The sequence below is a fragment of the Isoptericola sp. NPDC056618 genome (assembly GCF_042792715.1).
Lineage (GTDB): Bacteria > Actinomycetota > Actinomycetes > Actinomycetales > Cellulomonadaceae > Isoptericola > Isoptericola nanjingensis.
Map to the genome: position 1 here is coordinate 125,651 of NZ_JBHTVZ010000003.1, position 22,062 is coordinate 147,712.

The 22,062-nt window shown below is 73.2% G+C and carries 21 protein-coding genes; 12 read left to right on the forward strand and 9 right to left on the reverse strand.

What is annotated here, in order from left to right; genetic code table 11:
* Window positions 1-120: 120 nt before the first annotated feature.
* Complete coding sequence (locus ACFQ8T_RS06460) at window positions 121-2,610, forward strand: amylo-alpha-1,6-glucosidase (RefSeq protein WP_430545727.1); 2,490 nt, start codon at window positions 121-123, stop codon at window positions 2,608-2,610.
* Between the two features lie 36 nt (window positions 2,611-2,646).
* Here the strand turns inward: ACFQ8T_RS06460 and ACFQ8T_RS06465 are convergent, their stop codons facing one another.
* Complete coding sequence (locus ACFQ8T_RS06465) at window positions 2,647-3,612, reverse strand: helix-turn-helix transcriptional regulator (protein WP_430545728.1); 966 nt, start codon at window positions 3,610-3,612, stop codon at window positions 2,647-2,649.
* Between the two features lie 130 nt (window positions 3,613-3,742).
* Between ACFQ8T_RS06465 and ACFQ8T_RS06470 the strand changes: the two genes are divergently transcribed.
* Window positions 3,743-4,153, forward strand: a complete 411-nt coding sequence (locus tag ACFQ8T_RS06470) for a VOC family protein (protein WP_430545729.1) — start codon at window positions 3,743-3,745, stop codon at window positions 4,151-4,153.
* Here the strand turns inward: ACFQ8T_RS06470 and ACFQ8T_RS06475 are convergent.
* Entirely contained in the window at window positions 4,120-6,795 is a 2,676-nt protein-coding gene (locus ACFQ8T_RS06475; protein ID WP_430545730.1) for a right-handed parallel beta-helix repeat-containing protein, read from the reverse strand. The genes ACFQ8T_RS06470 and ACFQ8T_RS06475 overlap by 34 nt on opposite strands.
* Window positions 6,796-6,924: 129 nt before the next feature.
* Between ACFQ8T_RS06475 and ACFQ8T_RS06480 the strand changes: the two genes are divergently transcribed.
* On the forward strand, window positions 6,925-7,425 hold the full coding sequence (locus ACFQ8T_RS06480) for a pyridoxamine 5'-phosphate oxidase family protein (RefSeq protein WP_430545731.1): 501 nt from the start codon (window positions 6,925-6,927) through the stop codon (window positions 7,423-7,425).
* An 11-nt stretch (window positions 7,426-7,436) separates the two neighbouring features.
* Here ACFQ8T_RS06480 and ACFQ8T_RS06485 read toward each other — a convergent pair whose 3' ends face one another.
* A complete protein-coding gene (locus ACFQ8T_RS06485; protein ID WP_430545732.1) occupies window positions 7,437-8,018 on the reverse strand; it encodes a hypothetical protein in 582 nt (193 codons plus the stop codon).
* Between the two features lie 104 nt (window positions 8,019-8,122).
* Between ACFQ8T_RS06485 and ACFQ8T_RS06490 the strand changes: the two genes are divergently transcribed.
* The 5 genes from ACFQ8T_RS06490 to ACFQ8T_RS06510 all read left to right on the forward strand — a co-directional run bounded on the left by ACFQ8T_RS06490 (window position 8,123) and on the right by ACFQ8T_RS06510 (window position 11,702).
* Window positions 8,123-8,629: a GNAT family N-acetyltransferase gene (locus ACFQ8T_RS06490; RefSeq protein ID WP_430545733.1), complete on the forward strand. Its 507-nt coding sequence runs from the start codon at window positions 8,123-8,125 to the stop codon at window positions 8,627-8,629.
* 33 nt (window positions 8,630-8,662) lie between these two features.
* Window positions 8,663-9,274 (forward strand): TetR/AcrR family transcriptional regulator, encoded by a 612-nt coding sequence (locus ACFQ8T_RS06495; RefSeq protein WP_430545734.1) that lies wholly within the window; start codon window positions 8,663-8,665, stop codon window positions 9,272-9,274.
* Window positions 9,275-9,388: 114 nt separating this feature from the next.
* The gene (locus ACFQ8T_RS06500; RefSeq protein ID WP_430545735.1) at window positions 9,389-10,807 is read left to right on the forward strand and encodes an MFS transporter; all 1,419 of its coding nucleotides are present in this window, start codon (window positions 9,389-9,391) and stop codon (window positions 10,805-10,807) included.
* Between the two features lie 174 nt (window positions 10,808-10,981).
* On the forward strand, window positions 10,982-11,413 hold the full coding sequence (locus ACFQ8T_RS06505; protein ID WP_430545736.1) for a DUF6325 family protein: 432 nt from the start codon (window positions 10,982-10,984) through the stop codon (window positions 11,411-11,413).
* A gap of 1 nt (window position 11,414) precedes the next feature.
* A complete protein-coding gene (locus ACFQ8T_RS06510) occupies window positions 11,415-11,702 on the forward strand; it encodes an SHOCT domain-containing protein (protein ID WP_430545737.1) in 288 nt (95 codons plus the stop codon).
* A gap of 29 nt (window positions 11,703-11,731) precedes the next feature.
* Here the strand turns inward: ACFQ8T_RS06510 and ACFQ8T_RS06515 are convergent, their stop codons facing one another.
* A complete protein-coding gene (locus ACFQ8T_RS06515; protein WP_430545738.1) occupies window positions 11,732-12,229 on the reverse strand; it encodes a pyridoxamine 5'-phosphate oxidase family protein in 498 nt (165 codons plus the stop codon).
* A 252-nt stretch (window positions 12,230-12,481) separates the two neighbouring features.
* Between ACFQ8T_RS06515 and ACFQ8T_RS06520 the strand changes: the two genes are divergently transcribed.
* Window positions 12,482-13,144 (forward strand): SDR family NAD(P)-dependent oxidoreductase, encoded by a 663-nt coding sequence (locus tag ACFQ8T_RS06520; protein WP_430545739.1) that lies wholly within the window; start codon window positions 12,482-12,484, stop codon window positions 13,142-13,144.
* A gap of 39 nt (window positions 13,145-13,183) precedes the next feature.
* Here ACFQ8T_RS06520 and ACFQ8T_RS06525 read toward each other — a convergent pair whose 3' ends face one another.
* From ACFQ8T_RS06525 to ACFQ8T_RS06535, 3 genes are all read right to left on the reverse strand, one after another.
* The gene (locus tag ACFQ8T_RS06525) at window positions 13,184-13,612 is read right to left on the reverse strand and encodes a YybH family protein (RefSeq protein ID WP_430545740.1); all 429 of its coding nucleotides are present in this window, start codon (window positions 13,610-13,612) and stop codon (window positions 13,184-13,186) included.
* Between the two features lie 107 nt (window positions 13,613-13,719).
* Window positions 13,720-14,508, reverse strand: a complete 789-nt coding sequence (locus ACFQ8T_RS06530) for a hypothetical protein (RefSeq protein WP_430545741.1) — start codon at window positions 14,506-14,508, stop codon at window positions 13,720-13,722.
* Window positions 14,505-15,662, reverse strand: a complete 1,158-nt coding sequence (locus tag ACFQ8T_RS06535; RefSeq protein ID WP_430545742.1) for an FAD-dependent monooxygenase — start codon at window positions 15,660-15,662, stop codon at window positions 14,505-14,507. The genes ACFQ8T_RS06530 and ACFQ8T_RS06535 overlap by 4 nt, the downstream gene beginning before the upstream one ends.
* 261 nt (window positions 15,663-15,923) lie before the next feature.
* Between ACFQ8T_RS06535 and ACFQ8T_RS06540 the strand changes: the two genes are divergently transcribed.
* From ACFQ8T_RS06540 to ACFQ8T_RS06550, 3 genes are all read left to right on the forward strand, one after another.
* Window positions 15,924-16,520 carry a DUF6318 family protein gene (locus tag ACFQ8T_RS06540; protein WP_430545743.1) on the forward strand — a complete coding sequence of 199 codons (597 nt, stop codon included), beginning with the start codon at window positions 15,924-15,926 and terminating at the stop codon, window positions 16,518-16,520.
* 335 nt (window positions 16,521-16,855) lie between these two features.
* Window positions 16,856-17,539 carry a hypothetical protein gene (locus ACFQ8T_RS06545; RefSeq protein WP_430545744.1) on the forward strand — a complete coding sequence of 228 codons (684 nt, stop codon included), beginning with the start codon at window positions 16,856-16,858 and terminating at the stop codon, window positions 17,537-17,539.
* A 110-nt stretch (window positions 17,540-17,649) separates the two neighbouring features.
* The gene (locus ACFQ8T_RS06550) at window positions 17,650-20,187 is read left to right on the forward strand and encodes a polysaccharide lyase family 8 super-sandwich domain-containing protein (protein ID WP_430545745.1); all 2,538 of its coding nucleotides are present in this window, start codon (window positions 17,650-17,652) and stop codon (window positions 20,185-20,187) included.
* A gap of 88 nt (window positions 20,188-20,275) precedes the next feature.
* Here ACFQ8T_RS06550 and ACFQ8T_RS06555 read toward each other — a convergent pair whose 3' ends face one another.
* Window positions 20,276-21,028: a carbohydrate ABC transporter permease gene (locus ACFQ8T_RS06555; RefSeq protein ID WP_430545897.1), complete on the reverse strand. Its 753-nt coding sequence runs from the start codon at window positions 21,026-21,028 to the stop codon at window positions 20,276-20,278.
* Window positions 21,029-21,102: 74 nt separating this feature from the next.
* Entirely contained in the window at window positions 21,103-22,053 is a 951-nt protein-coding gene (locus ACFQ8T_RS06560) for a carbohydrate ABC transporter permease (protein WP_430545746.1), read from the reverse strand.
* Window positions 22,054-22,062: the final 9 nt, after the last annotated feature.

A 22,062-nucleotide genomic window follows, 5' to 3' on the forward strand; every position in this document is an offset into this window, starting at 1 on the left:
TCCCCACCCCGTGCAGAACACCGTGGACCAGATGGTCATCGGCGACGTCATCCCCGCCCCCGCGGGCGGGCACGGCCGCACCTCCGCCCGAATGTGAGCGCTCACACACCAGGAGCCACCATGACCGACCGCCAGAACACCCGCGCCCTGCGCCGCGCGCCCGTCGTCGTCGGCGCCGCGGCCGCTCTGCTCGCGACCGTCGCCGTCCCCGCCGGGGGCGCGACGGGCGGGGGCGGACCGCACGACACCGACGTCGGGCTGCAACGCCCCTTCGCCCTGCCCGGCTACGTCGAGCGGGACGACAACGGCGCCCTCCTCGTCGGCGAGGGCGAGAGCCGCTTCGCACTCCGGGTCGACCTGCTGACCGCCGCAGGGAAGCTCGTCCGGGAGAACCAGGGCCTGCTGGGCAACGTCGCCCACGTCGGCCCCGTGACGGTCGACGGCTCGTACTACGAGGTGGAGATCAGCAGCGACGACCGCTCGATCACCCCCGACCGCCTGGGGGCGCTGCGCGAGATCCTCGACCACCCGGACGAGTGGTCCGCCGACCAGGTGGCGGAGGCCCGCGAGCAGCTGCCGGCGCTCCAGGAGCGCTACGACCAGACGCAGCGCGACAAGCAGACGATCCTGCTGCGGTTCGCGCGGACGGCGCCGAACACCCTGGTCGGGTCGGTCACCGCGCGCGACGCCGACGCGACCGTCTTCCTCGAGGCCTCGCCCCCGTGGGACGAGGAGAACTCCTACGAGGTGACCGACGGCGGCGTCCGCGCCACCGGCGCCGGCCTCGACGACCCGACGGAGGTCGGGCACTTCGCCCTGCTCCCGACGCAGGCGCCCGACGACGCCGCGGCCTACGCGTCCGAGGACGACCTGGTCGCCGCGATGGTGGGCGAGGAGGGCGCCGCCGGCGACGCCGCGGCGGCCCTGCGGTACGACCTCGAGGAGGGCGAGACGATCACGTTCACCACGAGCGTGGCGGACGCGCCCCCGGCGGACCGCGCCTCGCGCGGCAGCATCCTCGGAACCCTCGCCCGGGCCCGGGCGCAGGCCGACGCGGGCACCCTCAGCGGCAGCGGGCCGGCCGGCCGCGCGGCGACCGCGATGCGCAGCGCCATGGCCCTCAACGCGAACTACGACGAGCAGTCGCGGCAGAGCTTCCTCGTGTGGGGCTGGGGCCGCGGCGGGTCGGAGAACGACTCGATCTTCACCGGCTGGGACTCCGCCTGGGACGCGATCACCGCGCTCACCGTGGACCCGGACCTGGCGCGGCAGCACGAGCGCGTGCTGTTCGCCTCCGGCGGGCCGCGCTACGACCAGCTGCACGCCGGCCCGATGCACGCCTACGCCGTCAAGCGGATCTACGACGCCACGGGCGACCGCGAGCTGGTGGAGCAGGCCTACCCCGCGCTCGTGGAGTTCTTCGACAGGCTGCCCGAGTGGGACGTGAACGACGACGGCCTCCTCGAGGCGCCCTACGACGGTGACCCGAGCAAGGTGGGCAACCACCTCGGCCTCGACGACCTGCCCGTCTACCTCGCCGCCGACCGCATCGCCAAGGAGGGCGGCAGCGGCGACGAGCGGGACAACACCGATCTCACCGACGTCGCGCTGACCTCCTACTACGCGCTGATGGCGGACTCCCTGACCGAGCTCGCCACCGCGCTCGACCGGCCCGCGGACGCGCACCGGTTCGCGGCCGTCCTGGCGCGGACCAAGAAGGCCGCGAACGACACCCTCTGGGACGACGAGCGCGGCATGTACCTCGACCGCAACCTCGACGGCACCTGGGGGAACGTCGTCACGCCGACGATCTTCTACCCGCTGTTCGGGGGCCTGGCCACACCCGAGCGGGCGGCACGGACCGTCGAGCAGAACCTGCTCGACCCGGAGCAGTTCTGGGGCGAGTACGCGATCCCGAGCATCAGCCGCGACGACGCGGAGTACTGCGCGAACGGCGACGTCTCCGCGACGTCGTCCCCGGAGTACACGTACTACCTGGGCTGGGGCGAGGAGAACACCTGCGAGCAGTGGCGCGGCGCCGTCTGGCCGCCGATGAACGCCACCGTCTACGACGGCCTCAAGCGGTACGGGCTCGACGAGGCCGCCGGCGAGCTGGCGACGAAGAGCACCGCCATGTACCTCGACAGCTGGGACGAGAACGGGTTCTTCCCCGAGTACTTCGACCCCGAGCCCGGCCAGGTCGTCAACGCCTCGGCGGTGGACAGCGCGTGGCGCTACTACACGTGGTCCAACGTGATGCCCCTGATGGCGGTGCACGAGCTCGTCGCCGAGGACGCCTGGGGGCGCCCCGGGTCGGTCACCTTCGGCTCGCACGCCCTGCCCGGCCGCAACACCGTGGACGACGTGCGCGTGGGCGGGCACACCTGGGCCGCGACGGTGAGCCCGAGGGCCACCGTGCTGGAGCGGGACGGGCGGACGGTGTTCCGCTCGACCGGCGGACGCGTCGTCGTGCGCGACTTCGCGCTCACCCGGGACGGTGCGTGCTTCGACGTCCACGCCACCAGGACCGCACGCCTGGTGGTGACGCCGCGACCCGGCACCACCCTGCGCACCACGGTGCGGGAGGGCAGCTTGCACGTCTGCCTCTGACCCCACGGCTACCCGGCGCCCGGTCGTGACCACCCGTCACGGCCGGGCGCCCGTCGTCGTCCCGCGGTGCGCCGCCACCAGCTCCGCCCCGAGACGCGCGAGCTCCGCCCGCACCTCCGGCGGGCCGACGACGTCGGCCTGGGCGCCCCAGCCGGCCAGGTGGCGCGCGACGTCGAGCGGCGTGGGGGCGGCGACCCGCACGGTCGCGCGGGCGCCGTCGCCGCCGTCGACGACGACCGTGTGCCGCCCGAACTGGGCGCGCAGGACGTCGACGTGCTCGGGGGCCACGCGCACGGTGGCCCACGTCGCGGACCGCCTGAGCTCGACCTCGCCGACGACGCGGTCCCACTCCGCCTGCAGGTCGACGTCGTCGGGCACGACGGCGGGCTCGTCGGTGACGTCCAGCGCGCCGACGCGGTCGACGCGGAAGGTGCGCGGGCCGCGGTCCGTGCCGGCGATCAGGTACCAGGCGCCGTCCTTGTCGACGAGCCCCCAGGGGTCGAGGACGCGGCTCGAGGACCGCCCGGTCGCTCCGGTGTAGTCGATCCGCACGCGGCGCCGCTCGACGACGGCGCGCTGCAGCGCGTCGACCTCCGGCGGTCGGACCCGGCCGGCCGCGCTCCACCCCTCCCGGTCCACGACCACGGCCGCGGCGGCCGCCTCCGCCTCGGCCCGGAAGGTGGCGGGCAGCGCGCGCACGAGCTTGCGCAGCGCCGCGCGTGCGTGGTCGGACGACGCCGCGCCCGGCCCGGCGAGCAGGAACAGCGCGCGCGCCTCGGGCGCCGTGAGGCCGCTGAGGTCCGTGCGCGACCCGCCCAGCAGCGACCACCCGCCGCCACGGCCCGGCTGCGGGTACACGGGCACGCCCGCAGCCGACAGCGCCTCGAGGTCCCGGCGGGCGGTCGCCACCGAGACCTCGAGCGCGTCGGCGAGCTCGGCCGCCGTCACGCGGGGGCGCGACTGGAGGTGGAGCAGCACCTGGATGAGCCGGTCGGCGCGCATGCTCCGAGACTGCCACGAAAAGTAGTCAGCAGGTGAGCACTTTGAGCGGAAGAGTGGTACTCACGAGGTCACCAGACCTCGATCGCACCGACCGTCCCACCGACCCACACACCGAGCACCGGGAGCCGACATGCTGCGCGGACTGACCACCATCACCTACCTGGCCGACGACGTCGCCGCCGCCCGCGACTGGTACGCCGAGGTGCTCGGCACCGACGCGTACTTCGCCCGCGAGGCCGGCGGGGCGCTCGCCTACGCGGAGTTCCGCATCGGCGACTACCAGCACGAGCTGGGGATCATGGACCGGCGCTTCGCACCCCCGCAGCCTGACGGCGCCGCGGGCGCCGTCGCCTACTGGGCGGTCGACGACGTCCGCGGCGCCGTCGCGCGGCTGCTCGAGCTCGGCGCCACCGCGTACCAGGAGCCGATCGAGCGCGGCCCCGGGTTCGTCACCGCGGCCGTCGTCGACCCGTTCGGCAACGTGCTCGGCGTCATGGAGAACTCCCACTACCGCGACGTGCTCGCCTCCCTGACGTCCTGACCCGGGCGCCCGACGCCGTCGAGCGTGACGAGCCGGTTCCAGGTCGCGACCCAGTCGCGGCCGAGCGTCCGCGCCACCTCGCCGCGCGGCGAGAACTTCAGCGTCGACAGGTCGAGGCCCGCGGCCTCGACCGAACCGGGCTCGCTGAGGTTCGTGTTGATCCGGTCGCTCCAGGTGTCCAGGCGGTAGGTGGCGTCGGGGTCGGCGAACGAGCTCTGGCCGAACTCGTACTCGCCGCCCCCGATGATCACCGACCGGTCGAGGACGTTGCGCGCCGGGACGTACACCGAGTCCGGGTCCTCCCAGACGGTCGCGCGGTCGCAGCCCTCGGCGACGCCGTAGTCCGCCGCCCGGCAGTCCACGCCCGTCGCGGTGACGCGGGGCACGTACCAGTCGTCGATCTCGGGGAACAGGATCTTCGTGCCGTCGGAGTACCGCGCCTTCCCGTCCGTGTAGTGGGCGTGCCACCGGGCGACGTCCTCGGGGGTGGCGCTGTACTTCTCCCCCTCGCGCACGTCGAGGAAGGCGTTGAAGCGGCTCTGCACCACCCAGCCGTTCGCGACCGGCAGCCCGCGCTCGCCGTTGCGGTGGTACAGCTGGTCGTGCCCGGTGCGGTCGACGTCGACGAACACGTTGTCCGTGGCCGTGTTGCTGTGGCCGGACTGGAAGAACACGCCCGAGTGCGCGTCCTTCACGACGTTGTGGTGGAACCGCATGCCGGAGACGCCGTCGTCCATGTAGAAGGCGTCGTTCGAGCCGCCGATCCGCTCGAAGAGGTTGTACGCGATCTCGTTGCCCAGGTACGTGTAGTCACGCCCGGTGTACACCACGCCCTGGTCGCCGGCGTTCGTCACGAGGTCGGCGAAGTAGTTGCCGTTGACCCTCATGTCGTTGCCCATGATCTGCACGGCCATGTGCGGCGCGTCGTGGACGTAGTTCTTCTCGAACGAGTTCCCGACGCCGTAGAGGTACCCCGCCGGCGTGTACGTCGCGAGCTGGGAGAAGCGGGCGATCTCGTTGTTCCGGGCCGCGTTGTCCCCTCGCTCGAGGGTGCTGCGGTCCCCGCCGCCGAGCAGGACCCCGCCCCCGCCGAGGTCGTGCAGGTACGAGTTCCGCACCACGTTGTCGTGGCCGCCGCGGACCGTCTCGTAGTCCGGCAGCGCGGTGATCGACTCGGTGGTCTCACCGATCCGGACGGCGTCCATGCTGACGTTGGAGACCTCCACGTCGTCGATCAGCGTCCGCTCGGCGTCGAGCAGCTGGACGCCGCTGACCAGCGAGTCGGACAGGCTCAGCCCGCGGATCGTCACGCCGGTCGTGCCCTCGAGGCGGAACAGGTTGTCGTCGAAGGCGCGCAGGGTGATCTGCTTGCCCGCGACGGCGTCGCCCGCGGGCCTGAAGTACAGGACGTCGTTGTCGTCGTAGCGGTCGACGTAGTACTCCCCCTCGGCGTCCAGCTCCGAGAGAACGTTGACGGCCTTGACCTTCGTGTAGTCGTCGCGCGGCCAGTACATCGACGGGTACTTCGCGTACATGGTGGTGCCGCTCCACGCCAGCATCCGCACCATGTCGTTCGCGTAGTTGTTGCCGAGGTAGCCCGACAGCCAGCCCTCGGTCTCGTAGCGGGTGTTGTCGATGTCGTCGATCCACGCCGGGTCCGCCTGGACCGGGACGTCGGAGTACTCCCCGAACCCGCGCGTGCCGTGGTCCTCGATCGTCGGCACGGCCTCGGGCGCCCACCTCTGGTACCGGTCGCCGTCGAGCAGGCGTCCGCCCGCCTCGTACAGCGGCGGCGTCATCGCCCGCATCTCGTCCTGCGACCAGGTGTCGCGCTGGGCCGGGTCGTCGAGCTGCTGCTTCTTGTCCTCGAACTGCGCCCGGGGCGTCGTGCCGCTGGCGGCCCAGTCGTTCTCCTCGCCGAACCGGTCCACCAGGTCCGGCTGCGTGAGGTCGCCCTGCCCGTCGACCTTCCACTTGGCCCCGTCGCCGTACAGGTAGCAGGCGTCGTCGGCGCCGGTGCACCCGTCGCCGTTGGGGTACTCGGCGAGCGTCTGGGTCTCGCCGTCCACCACCAGCTCGGGGGCGAACGGCTGCGGCAGCCAGTTGAACCCGTTCTTGTACAGCGTGCCGGGGTCGACGCCGGCCGCGCCCAGGTCGTAGACCCACACGCCGTCGCGCAGCTCCGGGGTGTCGAGGCGGGCGTTCGACGACAGCACCGGGTCGGCCAGCTCGTCGGCCGTGAGGTCGGAGAGCCGCTGCCAGCCGTCCGCCGGCAGCTCGTGCGCCCCCGTCACCCGGACGTCCTCGCCCTCGTACGCCTCGTACGTGACCCACGAGTGCGCGGCGCCCTCGAGATCGACCGCGTCGTCGAGCACGTACTCCCCGCCGCGGATCTCGACCGTGCCCGGCCGAGCCTCGCTGGTGCGGCCGGCGAGCGCGTCGCGACCCGCCTCGATCGTGCGCAGCGGTGCGTCCTTCGTGCCCGCCGCGGCGTCGTCGCCGTCCGGCGCGACGTAGACGACGGGGCCCCGCCCCGCCGTCGCGCCGAGCGGGGCGGCCGCCGCGCCGCCCGCCGTCGTCGCCGCCATCGCGGCGGCCGCGGCTGCCGCGGCCAGTCCTCTGAGCGTCCTGCCAGCATGCATGTGAGATCCCCAATGATCAGACATATGACATGTTCATAGTGTCCGACGATCACCCGTGACCGCAAGGTCGAGCGTCGGACCATGGGTGTAGACACGGGGGACGACGTCCCACCCGCGAGGAGGCCCGTGATGACGCCCGCCCCTGAACCGCCCGCGAGCCCCGGCCCCGCGACGGACGACGACGCCGAGCTCGCGCGGCGCGTCCTCGACGACGGCCGCTACCTCGTCCTCGCGTCCGCGGACGGCGACGGGAACCCGTGGCCCACCCCCGTCTGGTTCGCGCGCGAGGGGCGAGAGCTCGTCTGGGTCTCCCGGCTCGGCACGCGGCACTCGACCAACGTCGCCGGCCGGTCGGCCGTGGGGATCGTGGTCTTCGAGACCCCGGTGCCCGTCGACGGCCGCCCGCGCGCCGTGTACGCCGAGGCGATGGCGAGCGAGGTGCCGGAGGCCGAGCGCGACCGCTGCCTCGCGATCTTCGACCGCCGCTCCCGCGCCGAGGGACTGGGCCCCTGGACCGTCGACCGCGTCGTCGCGCCCGCCGAGCTGCGCCTCTACCGCGCCGTCGTCTCGCGGTTCTTCGTCCTCGAACCCGACCGCGACGTCCGCCGCGAGGTCGATCTCGGCCTCTGACCGACCTGCCGTCACGCCGTCAGCACGAGCACCCCGAGCGCGACGGCCAGGATCACGTCGAGCACGCCGCAGAACTCCGACAACGACCGGGCCACGACGCGACCGGTGCGGTGGTGGTAGGCGTCCCACGCGGCGTGCCCGAGCAGCCCGACGGCGACGACGAGCCCGCCCGCGGTGGCGTCCAGCCGGACGGCGACCAGCGCGGCGGCCCCGAGGACGAGCATCGCCGCGGCCTGGAGCGGGAGCGACCACGGCGGGCGCCGGCGCCCGGCCGCGAGGCCGACGACGGCCAGCACGACGGCGAGGCCGATCATCCACGGCGTCGGGTCGAGGTCGACGACCTTGGTGACGCCGATGAGGACGAACGTCACGCCGAAAGCGAGCCAGGCGGCGCCGGGCCGGCCGAGCGCGGCGGCCGCCAGGTACACGAGGCCGGACGCGGCGAGCACCGGGGCGACGTCGCGGGCGTCGGCGAGCCCGAACACGGTCGCGGCGGCGACGAGCACCCCCAGCGCCGCGGGCCACACCCTGCCGAACACCGAGCGCCGGTCGGTCCCGGCCGTCGACGTGCCTGACACCTGGTCCTGGGTCATGGTCTTCTCGCTCTCGTGCGTGCGAACCGCGTGAGGTGAAACGCTGACGATCGAGCGCGATAAACTGTACACACTTGTTCAAGTTAGAGGAAGGGCGGACGACGATGTCGCACCCCACGGCGGGAACGCCCGGTCCGGTGGAGCTCCGGCCGGCAACCCCGGCCGACACGGAGGCCGTCGCGCGGATCTGGCACGAGGGCTGGGCGGACGCCCACCTGGGCCAGGTGCCCGACGCCCTCGTGGCGGCCCGCACCCCGACGTCCTTCCCGGAGCGCGCCCGCGAGCGCGTGGCCGACACCACCGTCGCCGTGCGCCAGGGGGCCGTCGCGGGCTTCGTCATGGTCGCCGGGGACGAGGTGGACCAGCTCTACGTCGACCGCGCGGCCCGCGGCGCCGATGTCGGCGGGGCGCTCCTGGGGCACGCGGCGCAGGCCGTCCGGGACGCCGGGCACCCGCGCGCCTGGCTCGCCGTCGCGACGGGGAACGCGCCGGGGCGCCGCTTCTACGCGCGGCAGGGCTGGCTCGACGAGGGCCGGTTCGTGCACCGCGCGCCGGTGCCGGGTGGGACCGTCGAGGTGGACTGCCACCGGTTCGCGAGCCCGGACCGTTAACCTGGACACCCCTGTACAGGCTTGGAGGAGCTCGTGGTCACGACACCGGCGCAGACGACGGAGACGACGGTCGGGGGCGGCCGGGACCGCGCCAAGCGCGCCGACGCCGTCCGCAACGTCGAGGCGATCCTGGCCGCGGCCACCCGCGTGCTGGCGACGGACCCCGACGCGAGCATCAACGAGATCGCCAAGGCCGCGGGCGTCGGCCGCGTCACCCTCTACGGGCACTTCGACTCGCGGGCGACGCTCGTGCGCGAGGTCGTGGACCGCGCGATCGCCCAGACCGACGAGGCGCTGGCGACCGTCGACCTGGACGGCGACCCCCGCGAGGCGCTGGGCCGTCTGCTCGAGGCGACCTGGCACCTGACCCACCGGTTCGGGGCCCTGGTGGTCGCCGGCTCGCAGGTCCTGCCGCCCGAGGAGATGAGCCGCGCGCACGAGGGGCCCGCGCAGCGGGTCCGCGGCCTGCTCGAGCGCGGCCGCGCCGCCGGCGAGCTCCGCGACGACATGCCCGTCGACTGGCAGGTCAGCGTGCTGCAGGCGATCCTCCACGGCGCCTCCGCCGCGGTGCACCGCGGCGAGATCACCGCGGACGAGGCCCCCGCGCTCGTCCGCGCCACGACCCTCGGCGCGCTCTCCGCCTGACGCCGCCCCGGAAGTCACCCGCACGACCCTCTTGTCGAACAGGCATGTTCGAGTTAATTTACTTGAACAGGCATGTTCGACTTATCCGTGCTCGACACCTCGAGGGACCGTGCCATGACGTCACCAGAGAAGCCCGCCCCGGAGACCACCCCGCAGGCTCCGGAGGATCAGCCCGCGCAGGACCAGGCCGCCGCGCCCGACCCCCGGCGCTGGCGCATCCTCGCGCTGCTCGGCATCGCCCAGCTGATGCTCATCGTCGACGTCACCGTCGTGGCGATCGCGCTCCCGGAGATGGGGGCCGACCTCGGCCTCTCCCGCTCCGGCCTGGCCTGGGTGGCGAGCGTGTACGCCCTCGTCTTCGGCGGGCTCATGCTGCTCGGCGGCAAGGCCGCCGACGTCCTCGGGCCGCGCCGCGTCGTGCTCGCCGGCCTCGCGCTGTTCACCCTCGCGTCGCTTCTCGCCGGGCTCGCGCGGTCCCCGGAGCTGCTGCTCGCCGCCCGCGCCCTGCAGGGCGCCGGCGCGGCGGCCATGTCGCCGGCCGCGCTGTCCGTCATCGTGCGGACGTTCAGCGGGCCGGAGCTGTCGCGCGCCATCGGCGTCTGGTCGGCGCTCGGCGGCGCGGGCGCCGCGGTCGGCGTGCTCGTGGGCGGCGTCCTGACGTCGGGCCCGGGCTGGCCGTGGGTGTTCTACGTCAACGTGCCCGTCGGGGTGGTGCTGCTCCTGGCCCTGTTCCGGTGGGTGCGGCCGTGGCCCGGGTCGGGCGGTCGGCTCGACGTGCTCGGCGCCGCCCTCGCCACCGCCGCCACCGCCGCCGTCGTGTACGGGCTCGTCACCGCCGGCGACGCCGGCTGGCTGAGCCCGCCGACCCTGGTCGCCCTGCTCGTCGGCGTCGTCGGGTACGTGCTGCTCGCGCGCCACCTGCGCGCGTCCGCGGCGCCGCTGGTGGACCCGGCCATGCTCGTCCGGCGGCCGGTGCTGCGCGGGCTCGGGCTGATCTTCGTCGCCACGGCCCTGATGATCTCCGTGTTCTTCCTCGGCTCGTTCACGCTGCAGCAGCTCCACGGCTTCAGCGCCCTGGACACGGGGCTGACGTTCTTGCCCGTCGCGGTGGGCACCATCCTCGGGTCGACCGTCGCGGGCCGCGTCCTCCCCCGCCTCGGCGTGCGCGCCGTGTCCGTCGTCGGGCTGCTCGTCGCCGCCGTCGGACTGGCCGCGGCGGCCGGCATCTTCTCGATGACGGTGCTCGTGGTGGGCATCACCGTCGCCGGGTTCGGCGTCGGCGCCGTGTTCGTCGCCGCCGCGGGGAGCCTGTTCTCCGCCGCGGAGCCGCACGAGGCCGGCGTGGCCTCCGGCGCGCTCAGCACGTTCCACGAGTTCGGGGCCGCGACCGGCGTCTCGGCCGTGTCCAGCGTCGCCGCCGCTGCCCTGGTCGACCCGGGGTTCGACACGTTCGCCGCCGGGTACTGGTTCGCCGCCGCGGTCGCCCTGGTGGCCGCGCTCGCGTTGCTCGCACCGGCCCGGGCCGGCCGCTGACGGGACTCACCACCGGGCCGGGCCGGGTGATATCCGGCCGTCGCGTGGCCGCTCGCGGGCCGGAGAGAGACGCTGGGTGCTGCCGCACCCGCCGCGCACGGGCTCATGCCAGCCTGTCCGTCGCGGCGGCACGGGACGCGACCGGCAGGCTGGCACCGTCGCAGGAGGACCTCCATGACCGAGCAGCAGGTGGGACCGATCGACTACCTCGTCCTGGAGTTCCCCGGCGCGAGGCTGCAGGGCAAGGGGCTGCCCGCGCTCCTGGACCTCGTGGAGCGCGGGATCATCCGGATCCTCGACCTGCGGGTGGCGAAGGTGACGGAGACCGGCGTCGTCGGCGTGGCGCTCACGGACCTCGACGACGACGGGCAGCTGGACCTCGCGGTGTTCGAGGGGGTGACGTCGGGCCTGCTCGACGACGACGACCTGGCGCGCGGCGCCTCCCTCGTGGAACCGGGCAGCGCCGTCGGGATGATCGTGTACGAGAACACGTGGGCGGGACCCTTCGTCGCCGCCATGCGCGAGGCCGGCGCGGAGGTCGTCTCCAGCGGCCGTATCCCGGTCGACGACGTCGTCGCGGCGCTCGACAAGCTCGAGGAGGAGTGAGATGGGACTGCTACGAGGGGTCGCCCGCACCGCGGTGGTCGCGGGGACCGCGACCGCGGTGTCGAACCGGGTGTCACGACGTCAGGCCGGCCGCTGGGCCGCGCAGGAGCAGTACGCGGAGCCGCAGCAGCAGTACGCGCCGCCGCCTCAGCAGTACGCACCGCCACCGGCGGCGGCCGGCGGCGACGACGTCATCGCACAGCTGGAGAAGCTGGGCCGGCTCCGTGACAGCGGCGTCCTCACGGACGAGGAGTTCGCCGCCCAGAAGGCCAAGCTGCTCGGGTCCTGACGCGGGAGCTCGGCGAGAGCGCGTCCGGCTCAGCCGCGCCCCGCCGTCCCGCGCGCGGCGAGCTCCTGGAGGAACGCCGGGATCCGGCCCGTGCCGAAGTCGTAGTAGCGGACCCAGGTCGGCACGACGGCGATGCGCGCCATGCGGTCGTAGAGCGCGCGGCAGGCCTGCTCGAACTGCTCGAGCTCCGCCCCGGCCATGCCCTTGCCGGCGGCGGCGAGGTACTCCGGCACGAGGCCGTCGACGACCGTGATCTCCGTGCGGCCACGCACCGACAGCGATTTCGCCCCCGACGGCGAGTCGCCGTCGACGAGGGACAGGGCCACGTCCGGGCGGGCCCGCAGCGCGGCGACCTTGGGCGCCGTCTCGGCGGTGGAGACCACCAGCTCCCGGCCGGTCCACCAGAACCCCGCGGGGACCACCCGCGGGGTGCCGTCCTGCGCCGTGTAGGCCAGATGCAGGGCGGACGGCGAGCCGAGGAGCTCCCTCGCGTCCGCCAGCTCGCGGTCGATCTCCTGCTGCTCCATCGCGTGCGTCCCTCCGTCGGTCGCGGCGCCGGCCGCCGCCCTCACCCCGGGGACGGAGCGGGCCGCGCGTCCTCGACATCGGCGTGCTCCCGACATCGAACCGCCGCCGCGGCCCCTCCGCCCGACGTGGGCACCGTGGGGTCCCCTGCCGGTACACCCCACGCCAGGCACTCCCCCGACCGCCGCCGCGGGCGTTGACTGGGACCCGAGCCGGCGCCGCACGGACGCCGACCGCCACGTGGGAGGAACGACATGACGACGCTCGCCATCATCGGCGCCGGCCCCGGCCTCGGGCTGTCGGTCGCGCGGCGCTTCGGCCGCGAGGGCTTCTCGGTCGCCCTCGTCGCCCGGGACGCCGCGAAGCTGGACCGGCTCGCGGCCGGGCTGCGCGACGAGGGGGTCACCGCCGCCGGGTTCGTCGCCGACGCCCGGGACCGCGCCGCGCTGACCGCCGCGCTCGACCGGGCGGCCGCCGACCTCGGCCCCGTCGAGGTGCTGCAGTACAGCCCCGTGCCCGCGCGCGAGTTCATGAAGCCGACGCTCGAGACCACCGCCGACGACCTCGTCGGCCCGCTCGAGATGTCCGTGCTCGGCCCCGCCGCCGCCGTCCGGCACGTCCTGCCCGGGATGCGCGAGCTGGGCCGCGGCACCGTCCTGTTCCCCAACGGCGGGAGCGCCGTCCGGCCGCGCGACGCCGTGACCGGCACGTCCGTGGCCTTCGCCGCCGAGAGCGCCTACGCCCGGCTGCTGCACGAGGCCCTGGCGCCGGAGGGCATCCACGTCGCGCAGCTGATCATCCCGCTCGGCATCGGCGGCGGGGAGCCCGACCACGATCCCGACGCTCTCGCCCAGCGGCTCTGGGAGCTGCACGTCGAGCGTGGCGAGTTCCGCACGTTCGTGCGGCCGCTGGGCTGAAGCCACCGGACTGAGACCCCGCGCGACGGCCGCGGCCCGTCAGACGCCGGTCGCGCCCTCGTCGGGGAAGGACGCGGTGACCAGCGGGTCGGCGTGCATGTGCACGATCCGCCAGCCGGCCGCGCGACGCCGGTAGACCTTGGTGACGCGACGCTCGCGGACCTCGGGCTCCCCGGTCGCGGACCGGGAGTGGATCTCCTCCACGTGCACGGTCCAGGCGGTGTCCCCGTGGACGTGCTCGTCGAGCTGGTCGAGCCGCCGGTAGACGCCGTTGCGGTACGTGACGGCCACGGCGGCGAGGCGGTCGCGCACCTCCTCCCAGCCGCGCGCTACCCCGCCGAACGCACCGAGCAGGGAGACGTCCGGGGCCCGGTCCCAGAGCTGCTGGAAGTCGTGCGGGTCGCCGGCCACCAAGGCGGCCAGGGCGGAGCGCTGCGCCGCCTGGAAGTCGGCCCACGTCGACACCATCGTCCTGACCTCCCGGGGTGAGCGGTGCGGGCCGCGAGACGGTCGCCGGCGGCCTCGGAGCCTCCACGTCACCACACCGGCAGCGACCGTTCAACCCCTGCGGCGGATCACTCCACAGAGGCCTGGCGCCCGCCTCGCGGCGCCGTGATCCACGTTGCGACCACCAGCCCGACGCCCCACACGGCGGCCGCCACGCCCCAGACCGCGCCCAGGCTCCCCAGCACCTCGGGTCGGATGACCGACACCGCCCCGAGCCATGCCGCGCAAACCGCGACGCACGTCGTCGGGAGCGCCCAGCCCGCCGGGTGGATGGCCGCGAGCCCCGCGACGAGGGACAGTGCGAGGGGCAGCGCGGCCTGGACCGGCCAGTGCTGGAAGCCCACCGTGACGTCGTCGGCGAGCCCCCGCCAGGTGGCGGCGACGGCCATCCCGGCGTAGCCGGCCCATGCCCAGGCCCCGACGGCGGCCCACGCCCCCGGCCACCAGTCGCGGAGGTGCGGTCGAGGGACCGTCGGCGGCCGTCGCACCGGAACGGCCACAGCGGCGGCAGACCCGGCGACGCCCGCCGCGACGATCAGGTGGGCGGGCGTCCCGCTGAGCGCGGCCGCGACCGCGATCGCCAGCCCGCCGAGGACGAGCTGGAGCGCGGCGACGTCACCGAGGCTCGGCCAGATCCCGGCGGCCAGGAGAGGGGCGGCCACCATGACCGTGAACATGAGGCCCCAGCCGGTCGCGAGGAGGCTCATCGGGACCCATTCCGGGCCGTCGAAGTAGCTGGTCAGGTCGATGATCCCGAAGAACAGCACGCTCCAGAAGATGCCGAGCACCACTGCCAGCGGTCGCAGCACGCGCGGGCCTGCGGCGGTGTCGGGGGCCGTCGCGTCGGGCGTGGTCATGCTGGCGAGGCTCCGGCAGCCCCGTCGACGGGCCCTGCGGCGAGCCGGTCGCTCAGGAGCCCGAGCCATCGGACGAAGAGCGCTGTCGCCACCGGATCGGGGAGCATCCGTGCCTGTCGAGGCCGGTACTGGTTGGCTCGTTCGCGCATCGCCACCCTGGAGGCGAGACGCGCCCGGCGCGCACGACGGCGCTCGTAGTCGCGCAGCGCGGCCGGCACGTCCTGCGCGTGGTCCAGCGCGCGTGCCAGGACCCAGGCGTCCTCGAGTGCTTGGTTCGCCCCCTGGCCGGCGGTCGGTGGCATGAGGTGCGCCGCGTCGCCGAGCAGCGTGACCCGTCCGCGCCCCCACTCACGGGCCACGTCGTGACCGTAGTGGGGGTAGAAGCCGATGGTGGCGTCGTCGACCCTGGCGAGGAGACCCGGCACCGGTTCGGCCCAGTGTCCGAAGCGGCCCGCCAGGTCCGCGACGACCGAGCGCGGCCGCGGCTCGTCCGGGCGCCATGGGTGGTCGAACCACCACTGGACCTGATGGTTGCCGGCGTCGAACATGCCGACGAGCCCCTCGGGGCCGACGACGAACAGCCCGGTGCCGGTGATGTCCGCGTCGGCCCGCGCCGTCAGCATCCCCTGCCAGGTGACCCAGCCCGTGGCGCGCGGCTCCGCCGATCCGTGCAGGTCGCGCCGCACCACCGACCGCCCGCCGTCCGCCCCCACCACGACGTCCCCCGTCCGGCTGGTGCCGTCCTCGAGCCTGACGCCCGCACCGCCGCCGTCCTGGGTCACGGCGACGGCCTTCTTCCCGTACTGGACCACGCCGTCCGGCAGCCGGGCCGCGAGCCGCCGGACCACGTCGCGGCGCCGCACGCAGACCTGCGGCGAGCCGAATCGGCGGGTCGCAGCGCCGACCCGGATGCGTCCGAGCCGGCGACCGTCCCAGCCGCGGTTCTCGAGGACCTCGAGCCGGGTCCCGAGCCCGTCGAGCGAGATCCCGATGTCGTGGAGCACCGCCGTCCCGCCGCTCCAGAGGATGAACGCCGCACCGGTCTCGCGCGGCGACTCCGCGCGCTCGACGACCTCGACGTCATGCCCCCGATCGATCAGGGCCACGGCCGCTGCCAGGCCGCCGATCCCCGCGCCCACCACCAGGACTCTCACCGCAGTCCCTCTCCCGCGACAAGCCCCCTCCTCTGGATCGTCCGTCCGGGGCCCGGCGCACGCACCGTCCGCGCCATGTTTCACCCCCGGGGGCCCGTTCGTACCCACCTCGGCGCGACTGTCGCCGGAGCCGGTCTCGCGGTCGACGAGCGTCGTCCCCACCGCCACCTGCACGGTCGCGATATCCACAGACGCTCGGGCAACCACATGACGATCTGCCCTACAGTGACCGCGACGTCACCGCCGACAGGGAGCCCCGTCATGACCCGCAGCCGGGCCATTCTCGCCGCCACCTCCATCGCCGCTGCCGCTGCGCTCCTCGTCGCCGGCTGCGACGACGACCCGCCCGCGACGCCGTCTCCCGAGACCACCGCCGCCAGCGAGAGCCCCTCCGCGTCCCCGTCGCCCAGCGCCACCGCCGTCGTCGTCGCACCCGAGCGGCCGAAGGAGATGGACGACGACGGCCCCGCCGGCGCTGAAGCGGCGGCCGTGTACTTCCTCGAGCTCGACCCGTACATCATGAAGACCGGCGACACGGCCAAGTATGAGGAGATGTCGAGCAAGAGCTGCACTCATTGTTCGGCGCGTATTGACCAAGCAAACGAGATCGCCGAACAGGGAGACCAGTGGCATGGCGGTGATGTGAAGGCGCGTGTGGTGCACACCTACGAGCAGGAGGCCACTACAGAAATCTGGCCGATGGACGTGGCTGTGCGAATTTCTCCCGTGAGCGTCACCGACACCTCAGGAAGCGAAGTCTTCAGCGAAGCCGCTGACACTACAGAATCCCGAGTCGAGATGGCCCGCCGTGACGGACAATGGGTTGTTGTCGAGGTTCGAACGGACCAGAGCTCGTGAAGGTCGCCGCGCGGCTGGCCGCGGTTGCGCTGACTCTGGTTTCCCTCGCTTCGACGCCGCTGATTCAGGCAGGCGCGCATCAGCTATCTGCAGCATCCGAGTCCGAGCGAAAGTACTCCGGCTTCGCAGACGACAACTCGAAAGAGACCGGCGCAGAGGCCCGCGGGAGCGGGTGGAAGAACACTCCCGATGGTAGGGAGCCTGCGGCTTCCGACAAGCCCCGGGATCGCTACGCCCGCACTGACGCGGTGACGTGCGGGACGCTGGGTGAAGACCTGGATTCCCTCAGCGGAATCGTCACAGCACCGGGTGCATGCCCGGAAGGCACGGACGTCGTGGAGATCACGACTCCGTGCGACGACGGCGAGTACGCCCTCGACGCGCTCTGGGTGCAGCGAGTCCGGGAGAACGGCACCTACGACGACGCCGAGCAGCTCTCCGAGGACGAGTGCGTCTCCCCCGCGGACCTCGCACGCCAGGCACAGCGCGAGTTCAAGACCATGAAGATCCAGGCGCCGGAAGCGACGGTGCAGGGCAACCCGCCGATGGTGGTCAACGTCCACTACCCCGCGTACACCACCGCGGCACCACAGGACCGCACGGTCACGCTGCTCGGCGTGCCCGTCGTCCTGCGCGCGGAGCCTACCGAGTACACGTGGGACTTCGACGACCCGTACTCGCCCACCGGCAGCACGCTGACGACGACCTCCCCCGGTCGCCCGTGGCACGAGGGCGACGCCACCCCTGACCAGTCGTGGGTCGGGCACACCTACAGCCAGCTCGGCACGCCTGGCGAGAACGCGGGCACTGCCGTGGACGACAAGGGCAACGTCTACCGCGACGGCGTCACCGTCTCGCTCACCACCACCTGGCAGGGCCGCTTCCGCGTCCAGGGCACCAGCGACTGGACCGACATCCCGGGCACCATCTCGACGACGAGCACCACCGGCCCCGCCACGGTCACCGAGGCGCGCACCCGCCTCGTCTGCGAGGACCTCGCCGGCAACGACGTCTGCTGAGCCGGGACCGCACCACTCTCCGACTGCCGGTCGGCCGGGGCGGGGAAACTCTTGCCCCCGCGCGCGCCATCTTGGTTGGATATCGACATCGTCGAACAAGGGAGTTCGTCATGCCGGAGCCGACTCGCCGCCAGGTCCTCGCCATGGTGCCCGCCGGGGCCTTCCTGGCGATCGCTGCGCCGCTGCGCGCCCGCGCGGCCACCCCCGCGGACCACCCTCGTCTCCTGGCGAACGCCCGCGCGATCTTCGCCGGCACGGCGGCATCGAACAGGCGGCCGGAGGCCGCGGCGAGGCTCGCCGCGATCCACTCCGCCGCGCGCTCGCACCTCGCCGGTCTGGACGGCGCGGGGCCCGGCGAGCTGTTCGCCGGCCTCCCGCTCGGCACCAGCGACCCGAACCTCAGCACCTCGTTCCTCCGGCTGTACGAGATCGCCCTGGCCACCAGCACCCCCGGCTACGCCTCCGACCTCGTCGGCAGCACGACGGTCCGGCGCCGCGTGCTCGACGGGCTGGAGTGGCTGCACGCGCACCACTTCGGCGACCAGGCGACCGGTTACTACGGCAACTGGTTCACCTGGGAGATCGGCATCCCCGCGAGCGTCAGCAAGACGTTCGCCCTCCTCACCGACCTCATCGCTGCGGAACGCCCCGACCTGATCCCGCGGTACGTCGCCTCCATGGACGCCTACCTGCGTCACGGCAAGGACGGCGACGTCGACCTCGACTCGCGCTTCCACACCGGCGCAAACCTCGCCGACATCACGACCAACCGCGTGCTGCAGGGCGCCGTCACCGGCGACGACGCCCGCGTCGCCAAGGCGATCGCGGACCAGTCGACGGTGTTCGCGACGATCGACCCGTACGACATCCAGCACGGCAACACCGACGGCTACTACGCCGACGGGTCGTTCATCCAGCACCACTCGGTGGCCTACACCGGGTCGTACGGGCGCACGCTGCTGACCCGCGTCGTGCAGACCATCAAGCTGCTCGACGGCACCTCCGCCGCCGGCGGCACCGAGCTGCCCGACGTCGTCCACGGCTGGGTCCGCGACGGTTTCGCACCCGTCATCGTCGACGGCTGGATGATGGAGATCGTCAAGGGCCGGGCGGTGTCGCGCACCGGCACCGGGTACGCCGACGTCGCCACGGTGCTCGAGGCCGCCGTCGACCTCGGCGGCTACACGAGCGCCGAGAACGCGACCGCCCTCGGCGCGTACGTCCGCCACCTCGCGACGGCGTCGCCCACGCCGCCGGACCCCGCCCGGTTCGTCTCGCCGGTGAGCGCCGTCCGGTACGCCGACCTCCTCGCCGAGGCGGGAGCCCCCGTCGCGGACCTCAACCCGCCGGAGCGCTCCGTCGCCCTCAACGCGATGGACCGCACCGTGCACCGCCGCCCCGCGTACACGTTCGCGCTGGCGCGCAGCTCGGACCGCATCAGCCGGTACGAGTACATGAGCGGCGAAAACCTCCGGCCGTGGTTCCAGGGCGACGGGGCCCACTATCTCTACCTCGCCGGCCAGGACCACACGCAGGCGTTCGGCGTCGACTTCTACACCACCGTCTCGCCTTACCGCCTGCCGGGCACCACCGTGCCCGTCGAGGAGCGGCAGTCGATCCCCGAGCTGTACGGGCAGGCCTGGTACGAGAACCCCGGCCACCCGCTCGGGTTCACCTCGTCGTCGGAGTCGCAGAACACCTACGTCTACTTCCCGCGCGGCACGAACGCCTTCTCCGGCGGTGCGACGCTGGGCACGTACGGCGCCGCCGGCATGGTGCTGTCGGACGACGTCCCCTGGCTCGACGCGCAGGCCGGCGTCCTGCCGGACGACTTCGTCGCCTACGCGAACGCCCGCGCGGTGAAGTCGTGGTTCCTACTTGACGACGAGGTCGTCGTCCTCGCCGCGGGCATCCGCGACGAGCACGGCCGCGCCGTCGTCACGACGCTCGACTCCCGCATCGCCGCACCCGGCGACGGGGTCGTCGTGACGGGCGCCCGCACCGACGGCGGCCCATGGTCGCCGTCGGACGGCGCCGCGACGCTCGCGTGGCTGCGGTGGGACAACCCCGGGCAGGGCGTAGCGGTCGGGTACGCCGTCCTCGACTCCGAGCCCGTGCGCGTGACGCTCGAGGACGTGACCCGCAGCCGCCGCACGGTCCGGACGTCGAACCCCGACACCGCGGTGACGAAGCGCGTGTTCACGGCCGCCGTCGAGCACGCGGCGCAGCCGTCGCCGATCGCGTACGCGATCGTGCCCGGCGCGACCGCCGAACAGCTCGCCGGCTACGGGCGGCGCGGCCCGCTGGACGTGCTCGCCAACGACGAGCGCGTTCAGGCCGTGCGTCACTCCGGCCTCGGGCTCACGGCCGCCACCGTGTTCCGGGGCCGCGCCCACATCCGGAACCTGGTGGTCGACGGCCCGGCGTCGGTCCTCGTGCGCGAGGACGACGACGGCGTGACCCTCGCGCTGTCCGACCCGACGATGCGGCGCGACGCCGTCACGGTGACGGTCCGGGGCCGGCGCCTCGACGTCGTCGCTGCGGACGACGGCGTCGAGGTACGCCGGGTGCCGGGCGGCACCGAGGTCCGGGCGCGCACGCACGAGGCGTACGGCGCGAGCCTCACCGCGACGCTGCGGCGCCGTTAGGTCACACTGCGTCCTGGCCTGGCCTGGCCTGGCCACGTTCATCCGCGACCGCGGGGCGAAACGCCCACGGGAGCTCCGTCCGGACGGCTCACTTCACCGCGCCGCCGAGCGCGCCGGCGGCGATGTACCGCTGCGCGAGGACGAGGAGCACGATCGCCGGCACGGAGGAGATGACGGCGCTCGCCATGACGGGCCCCCAGCTCTGGACGTTGCCCTGCAGGTAGTCGTAGATGCCGAGGGTGATGGGCTTGATGTCCGCACCCGTGGTGAGGGCGAGGCCGAACATGAAGTCGCTCCACGCGAAGAGGAAGCTGAACAGCCCGGCGGTGATGAGCGAGTTCTTGCTCACGGGCACGATGATCGACCAGAACGCGCGGAAGTGGCCGGCGCCGTCGACGCGCGCCGCCTCGGTGAGCGCGGGCGGGATGGACCGCATGAACGCGCTCATGATGAGGATGGCGAACGGGATGCCGTGGGTGGCGTTCGCGAGGATCAGCCCGACGTACGTGTTGAGCAGGCCCAGGTCGTTGAACAGCGTGTAGAGCGAGTTCGCGATGACGATGCCGGGGATCATCTGTGCCAGGAGCAGCACGAACAGGAAGATCCCCATGCCGCGCAGGCGGAACCGCGACAGCGCGTAGGCGGCGGGCGTGGCGACCACCAGCGACACGAGCACCGCGCCGAGGGCCACGATCATGCTGGTGACGAGGTTGCCCGTCTGGTCCTCCCACGCCCGCTGGTAGCCCTCGAACGTGACGTTCGTCGGGAAGAACGAGCTGTTCGCCGCCGTACCTCCACCCTGGAGGGACACGTTGACCATCCAGTAGACGGGGAACAGCATGACCGCGAGGAGCACGATCCCGACGATCGTGTACCGCAGCTTCCGGGCGTCGGTCGTCTGATTCACGATGAACCTCACTCATCCACGGCGCGCTTGTTGACGCGCAGGTACACGACGGCGAACAGCAGCGACACCACGATGAGGATGTTGCTGACCGCGGCGCCGGTGCCGAAGGAGAACTCCTGGAACGAGCGCCGGTAGGAGTCGGTGGCCAGGGTCTGGGTCGCGTTGGCGGGTCCGCCGCCGGTGAGGCCCAGGATGATGTCGAGCACCTTCAGGGTGTAGATCACGCCGAGCACGAGGACGACGCTGACCACGGGCCGCAGGTTGGGCCAGGTGATGTGCCAGAACGCCTTGGCGCCGGTGGCGCCGTCCAGGGCGCCGGCCTCGTAGAGCTCGTCGGGGATGTTCTGCAGCCCGGAGTACAGCAGGGTCATGTTGAACGGGATGCCCACCCAGACGTTCACCAGGACCACGGCGACGAGCGCGACGTCGGGGCTGGTGAGCCAGTGGACCGGCGCGATGCCGATCGAGCCCAGCGCCTCGTTGAGGATGCCGCCGTCCTGGTCGAGGATCCACTTCCACACCGCGGTGCCCGCGATCATCGGCAGCAGCCAGGGCAGCAGGAGGAGTGACCGCAGCACGTTCCCCAGCGGGAACCGCCGCTTGAAGAACAGCGCGAACAGCAGCCCGATGACGAACTGGCCGACGATCGAGCCGAGCGTGAACAGCGCGGTGTTCAGCACCGTGGTGCGGAACAGGCCGCTCGTGACGACCTCGACGTAGTTGTCGAGCCCGACCCACGGCGCCTCGCCCGAGACGAAGGTCCGCACGGTGTAGTCCTGCGACCCCATCACGAGATTCTTGACGATCGGGTACCCGAAGAACACGAGCACGTACGCGATCGCGGGCACGAGGAACAGCCACTGGGCGGTCCGCTCGCGCATCCGGGCGCGGCTGCGCCGACGGTCGGCGCCGCGACCGGGCGCGACGACGGGCGCCGGGCCGGCGAGGGTGGTGGTCATCGTCGATCC

Excerpts from the sequence above, each read along its gene's own strand:
- ACFQ8T_RS06555 (WP_430545897.1), bottom strand. The coding sequence starts at position 21,028 with ATGCTGTTCCCCGTCTACTGGATGGTCAACGTGTCCCTCCAGGGTGGA.
- ACFQ8T_RS06500 (WP_430545735.1), top strand. The coding sequence starts at position 9,389 with ATGACGTCACCAGAGAAGCCCGCCCCGGAGACCACCCCGCAGGCTCCG.
- ACFQ8T_RS06490 (WP_430545733.1), top strand. The coding sequence starts at position 8,123 with ATGTCGCACCCCACGGCGGGAACGCCCGGTCCGGTGGAGCTCCGGCCG.
- ACFQ8T_RS06560 (WP_430545746.1), bottom strand. The coding sequence starts at position 22,053 with ATGACCACCACCCTCGCCGGCCCGGCGCCCGTCGTCGCGCCCGGTCGC.
- ACFQ8T_RS06475 (WP_430545730.1), bottom strand. The coding sequence starts at position 6,795 with ATGCATGCTGGCAGGACGCTCAGAGGACTGGCCGCGGCAGCCGCGGCC.
- ACFQ8T_RS06470 (WP_430545729.1), top strand. The coding sequence starts at position 3,743 with ATGCTGCGCGGACTGACCACCATCACCTACCTGGCCGACGACGTCGCC.
- ACFQ8T_RS06485 (WP_430545732.1), bottom strand. The coding sequence starts at position 8,018 with ATGACCCAGGACCAGGTGTCAGGCACGTCGACGGCCGGGACCGACCGG.
- ACFQ8T_RS06520 (WP_430545739.1), top strand. The coding sequence starts at position 12,482 with ATGACGACGCTCGCCATCATCGGCGCCGGCCCCGGCCTCGGGCTGTCG.
- ACFQ8T_RS06525 (WP_430545740.1), bottom strand. The coding sequence starts at position 13,612 with ATGGTGTCGACGTGGGCCGACTTCCAGGCGGCGCAGCGCTCCGCCCTG.
- ACFQ8T_RS06510 (WP_430545737.1), top strand. The coding sequence starts at position 11,415 with ATGGGACTGCTACGAGGGGTCGCCCGCACCGCGGTGGTCGCGGGGACC.
- ACFQ8T_RS06460 (WP_430545727.1), top strand. The coding sequence starts at position 121 with ATGACCGACCGCCAGAACACCCGCGCCCTGCGCCGCGCGCCCGTCGTC.
- ACFQ8T_RS06540 (WP_430545743.1), top strand. The coding sequence starts at position 15,924 with ATGACCCGCAGCCGGGCCATTCTCGCCGCCACCTCCATCGCCGCTGCC.
- ACFQ8T_RS06480 (WP_430545731.1), top strand. The coding sequence starts at position 6,925 with ATGACGCCCGCCCCTGAACCGCCCGCGAGCCCCGGCCCCGCGACGGAC.
- ACFQ8T_RS06465 (WP_430545728.1), bottom strand. The coding sequence starts at position 3,612 with ATGCGCGCCGACCGGCTCATCCAGGTGCTGCTCCACCTCCAGTCGCGC.
- ACFQ8T_RS06515 (WP_430545738.1), bottom strand. The coding sequence starts at position 12,229 with ATGGAGCAGCAGGAGATCGACCGCGAGCTGGCGGACGCGAGGGAGCTC.
- ACFQ8T_RS06530 (WP_430545741.1), bottom strand. The coding sequence starts at position 14,508 with ATGACCACGCCCGACGCGACGGCCCCCGACACCGCCGCAGGCCCGCGC.
- ACFQ8T_RS06505 (WP_430545736.1), top strand. The coding sequence starts at position 10,982 with ATGACCGAGCAGCAGGTGGGACCGATCGACTACCTCGTCCTGGAGTTC.
- ACFQ8T_RS06550 (WP_430545745.1), top strand. The coding sequence starts at position 17,650 with ATGCCGGAGCCGACTCGCCGCCAGGTCCTCGCCATGGTGCCCGCCGGG.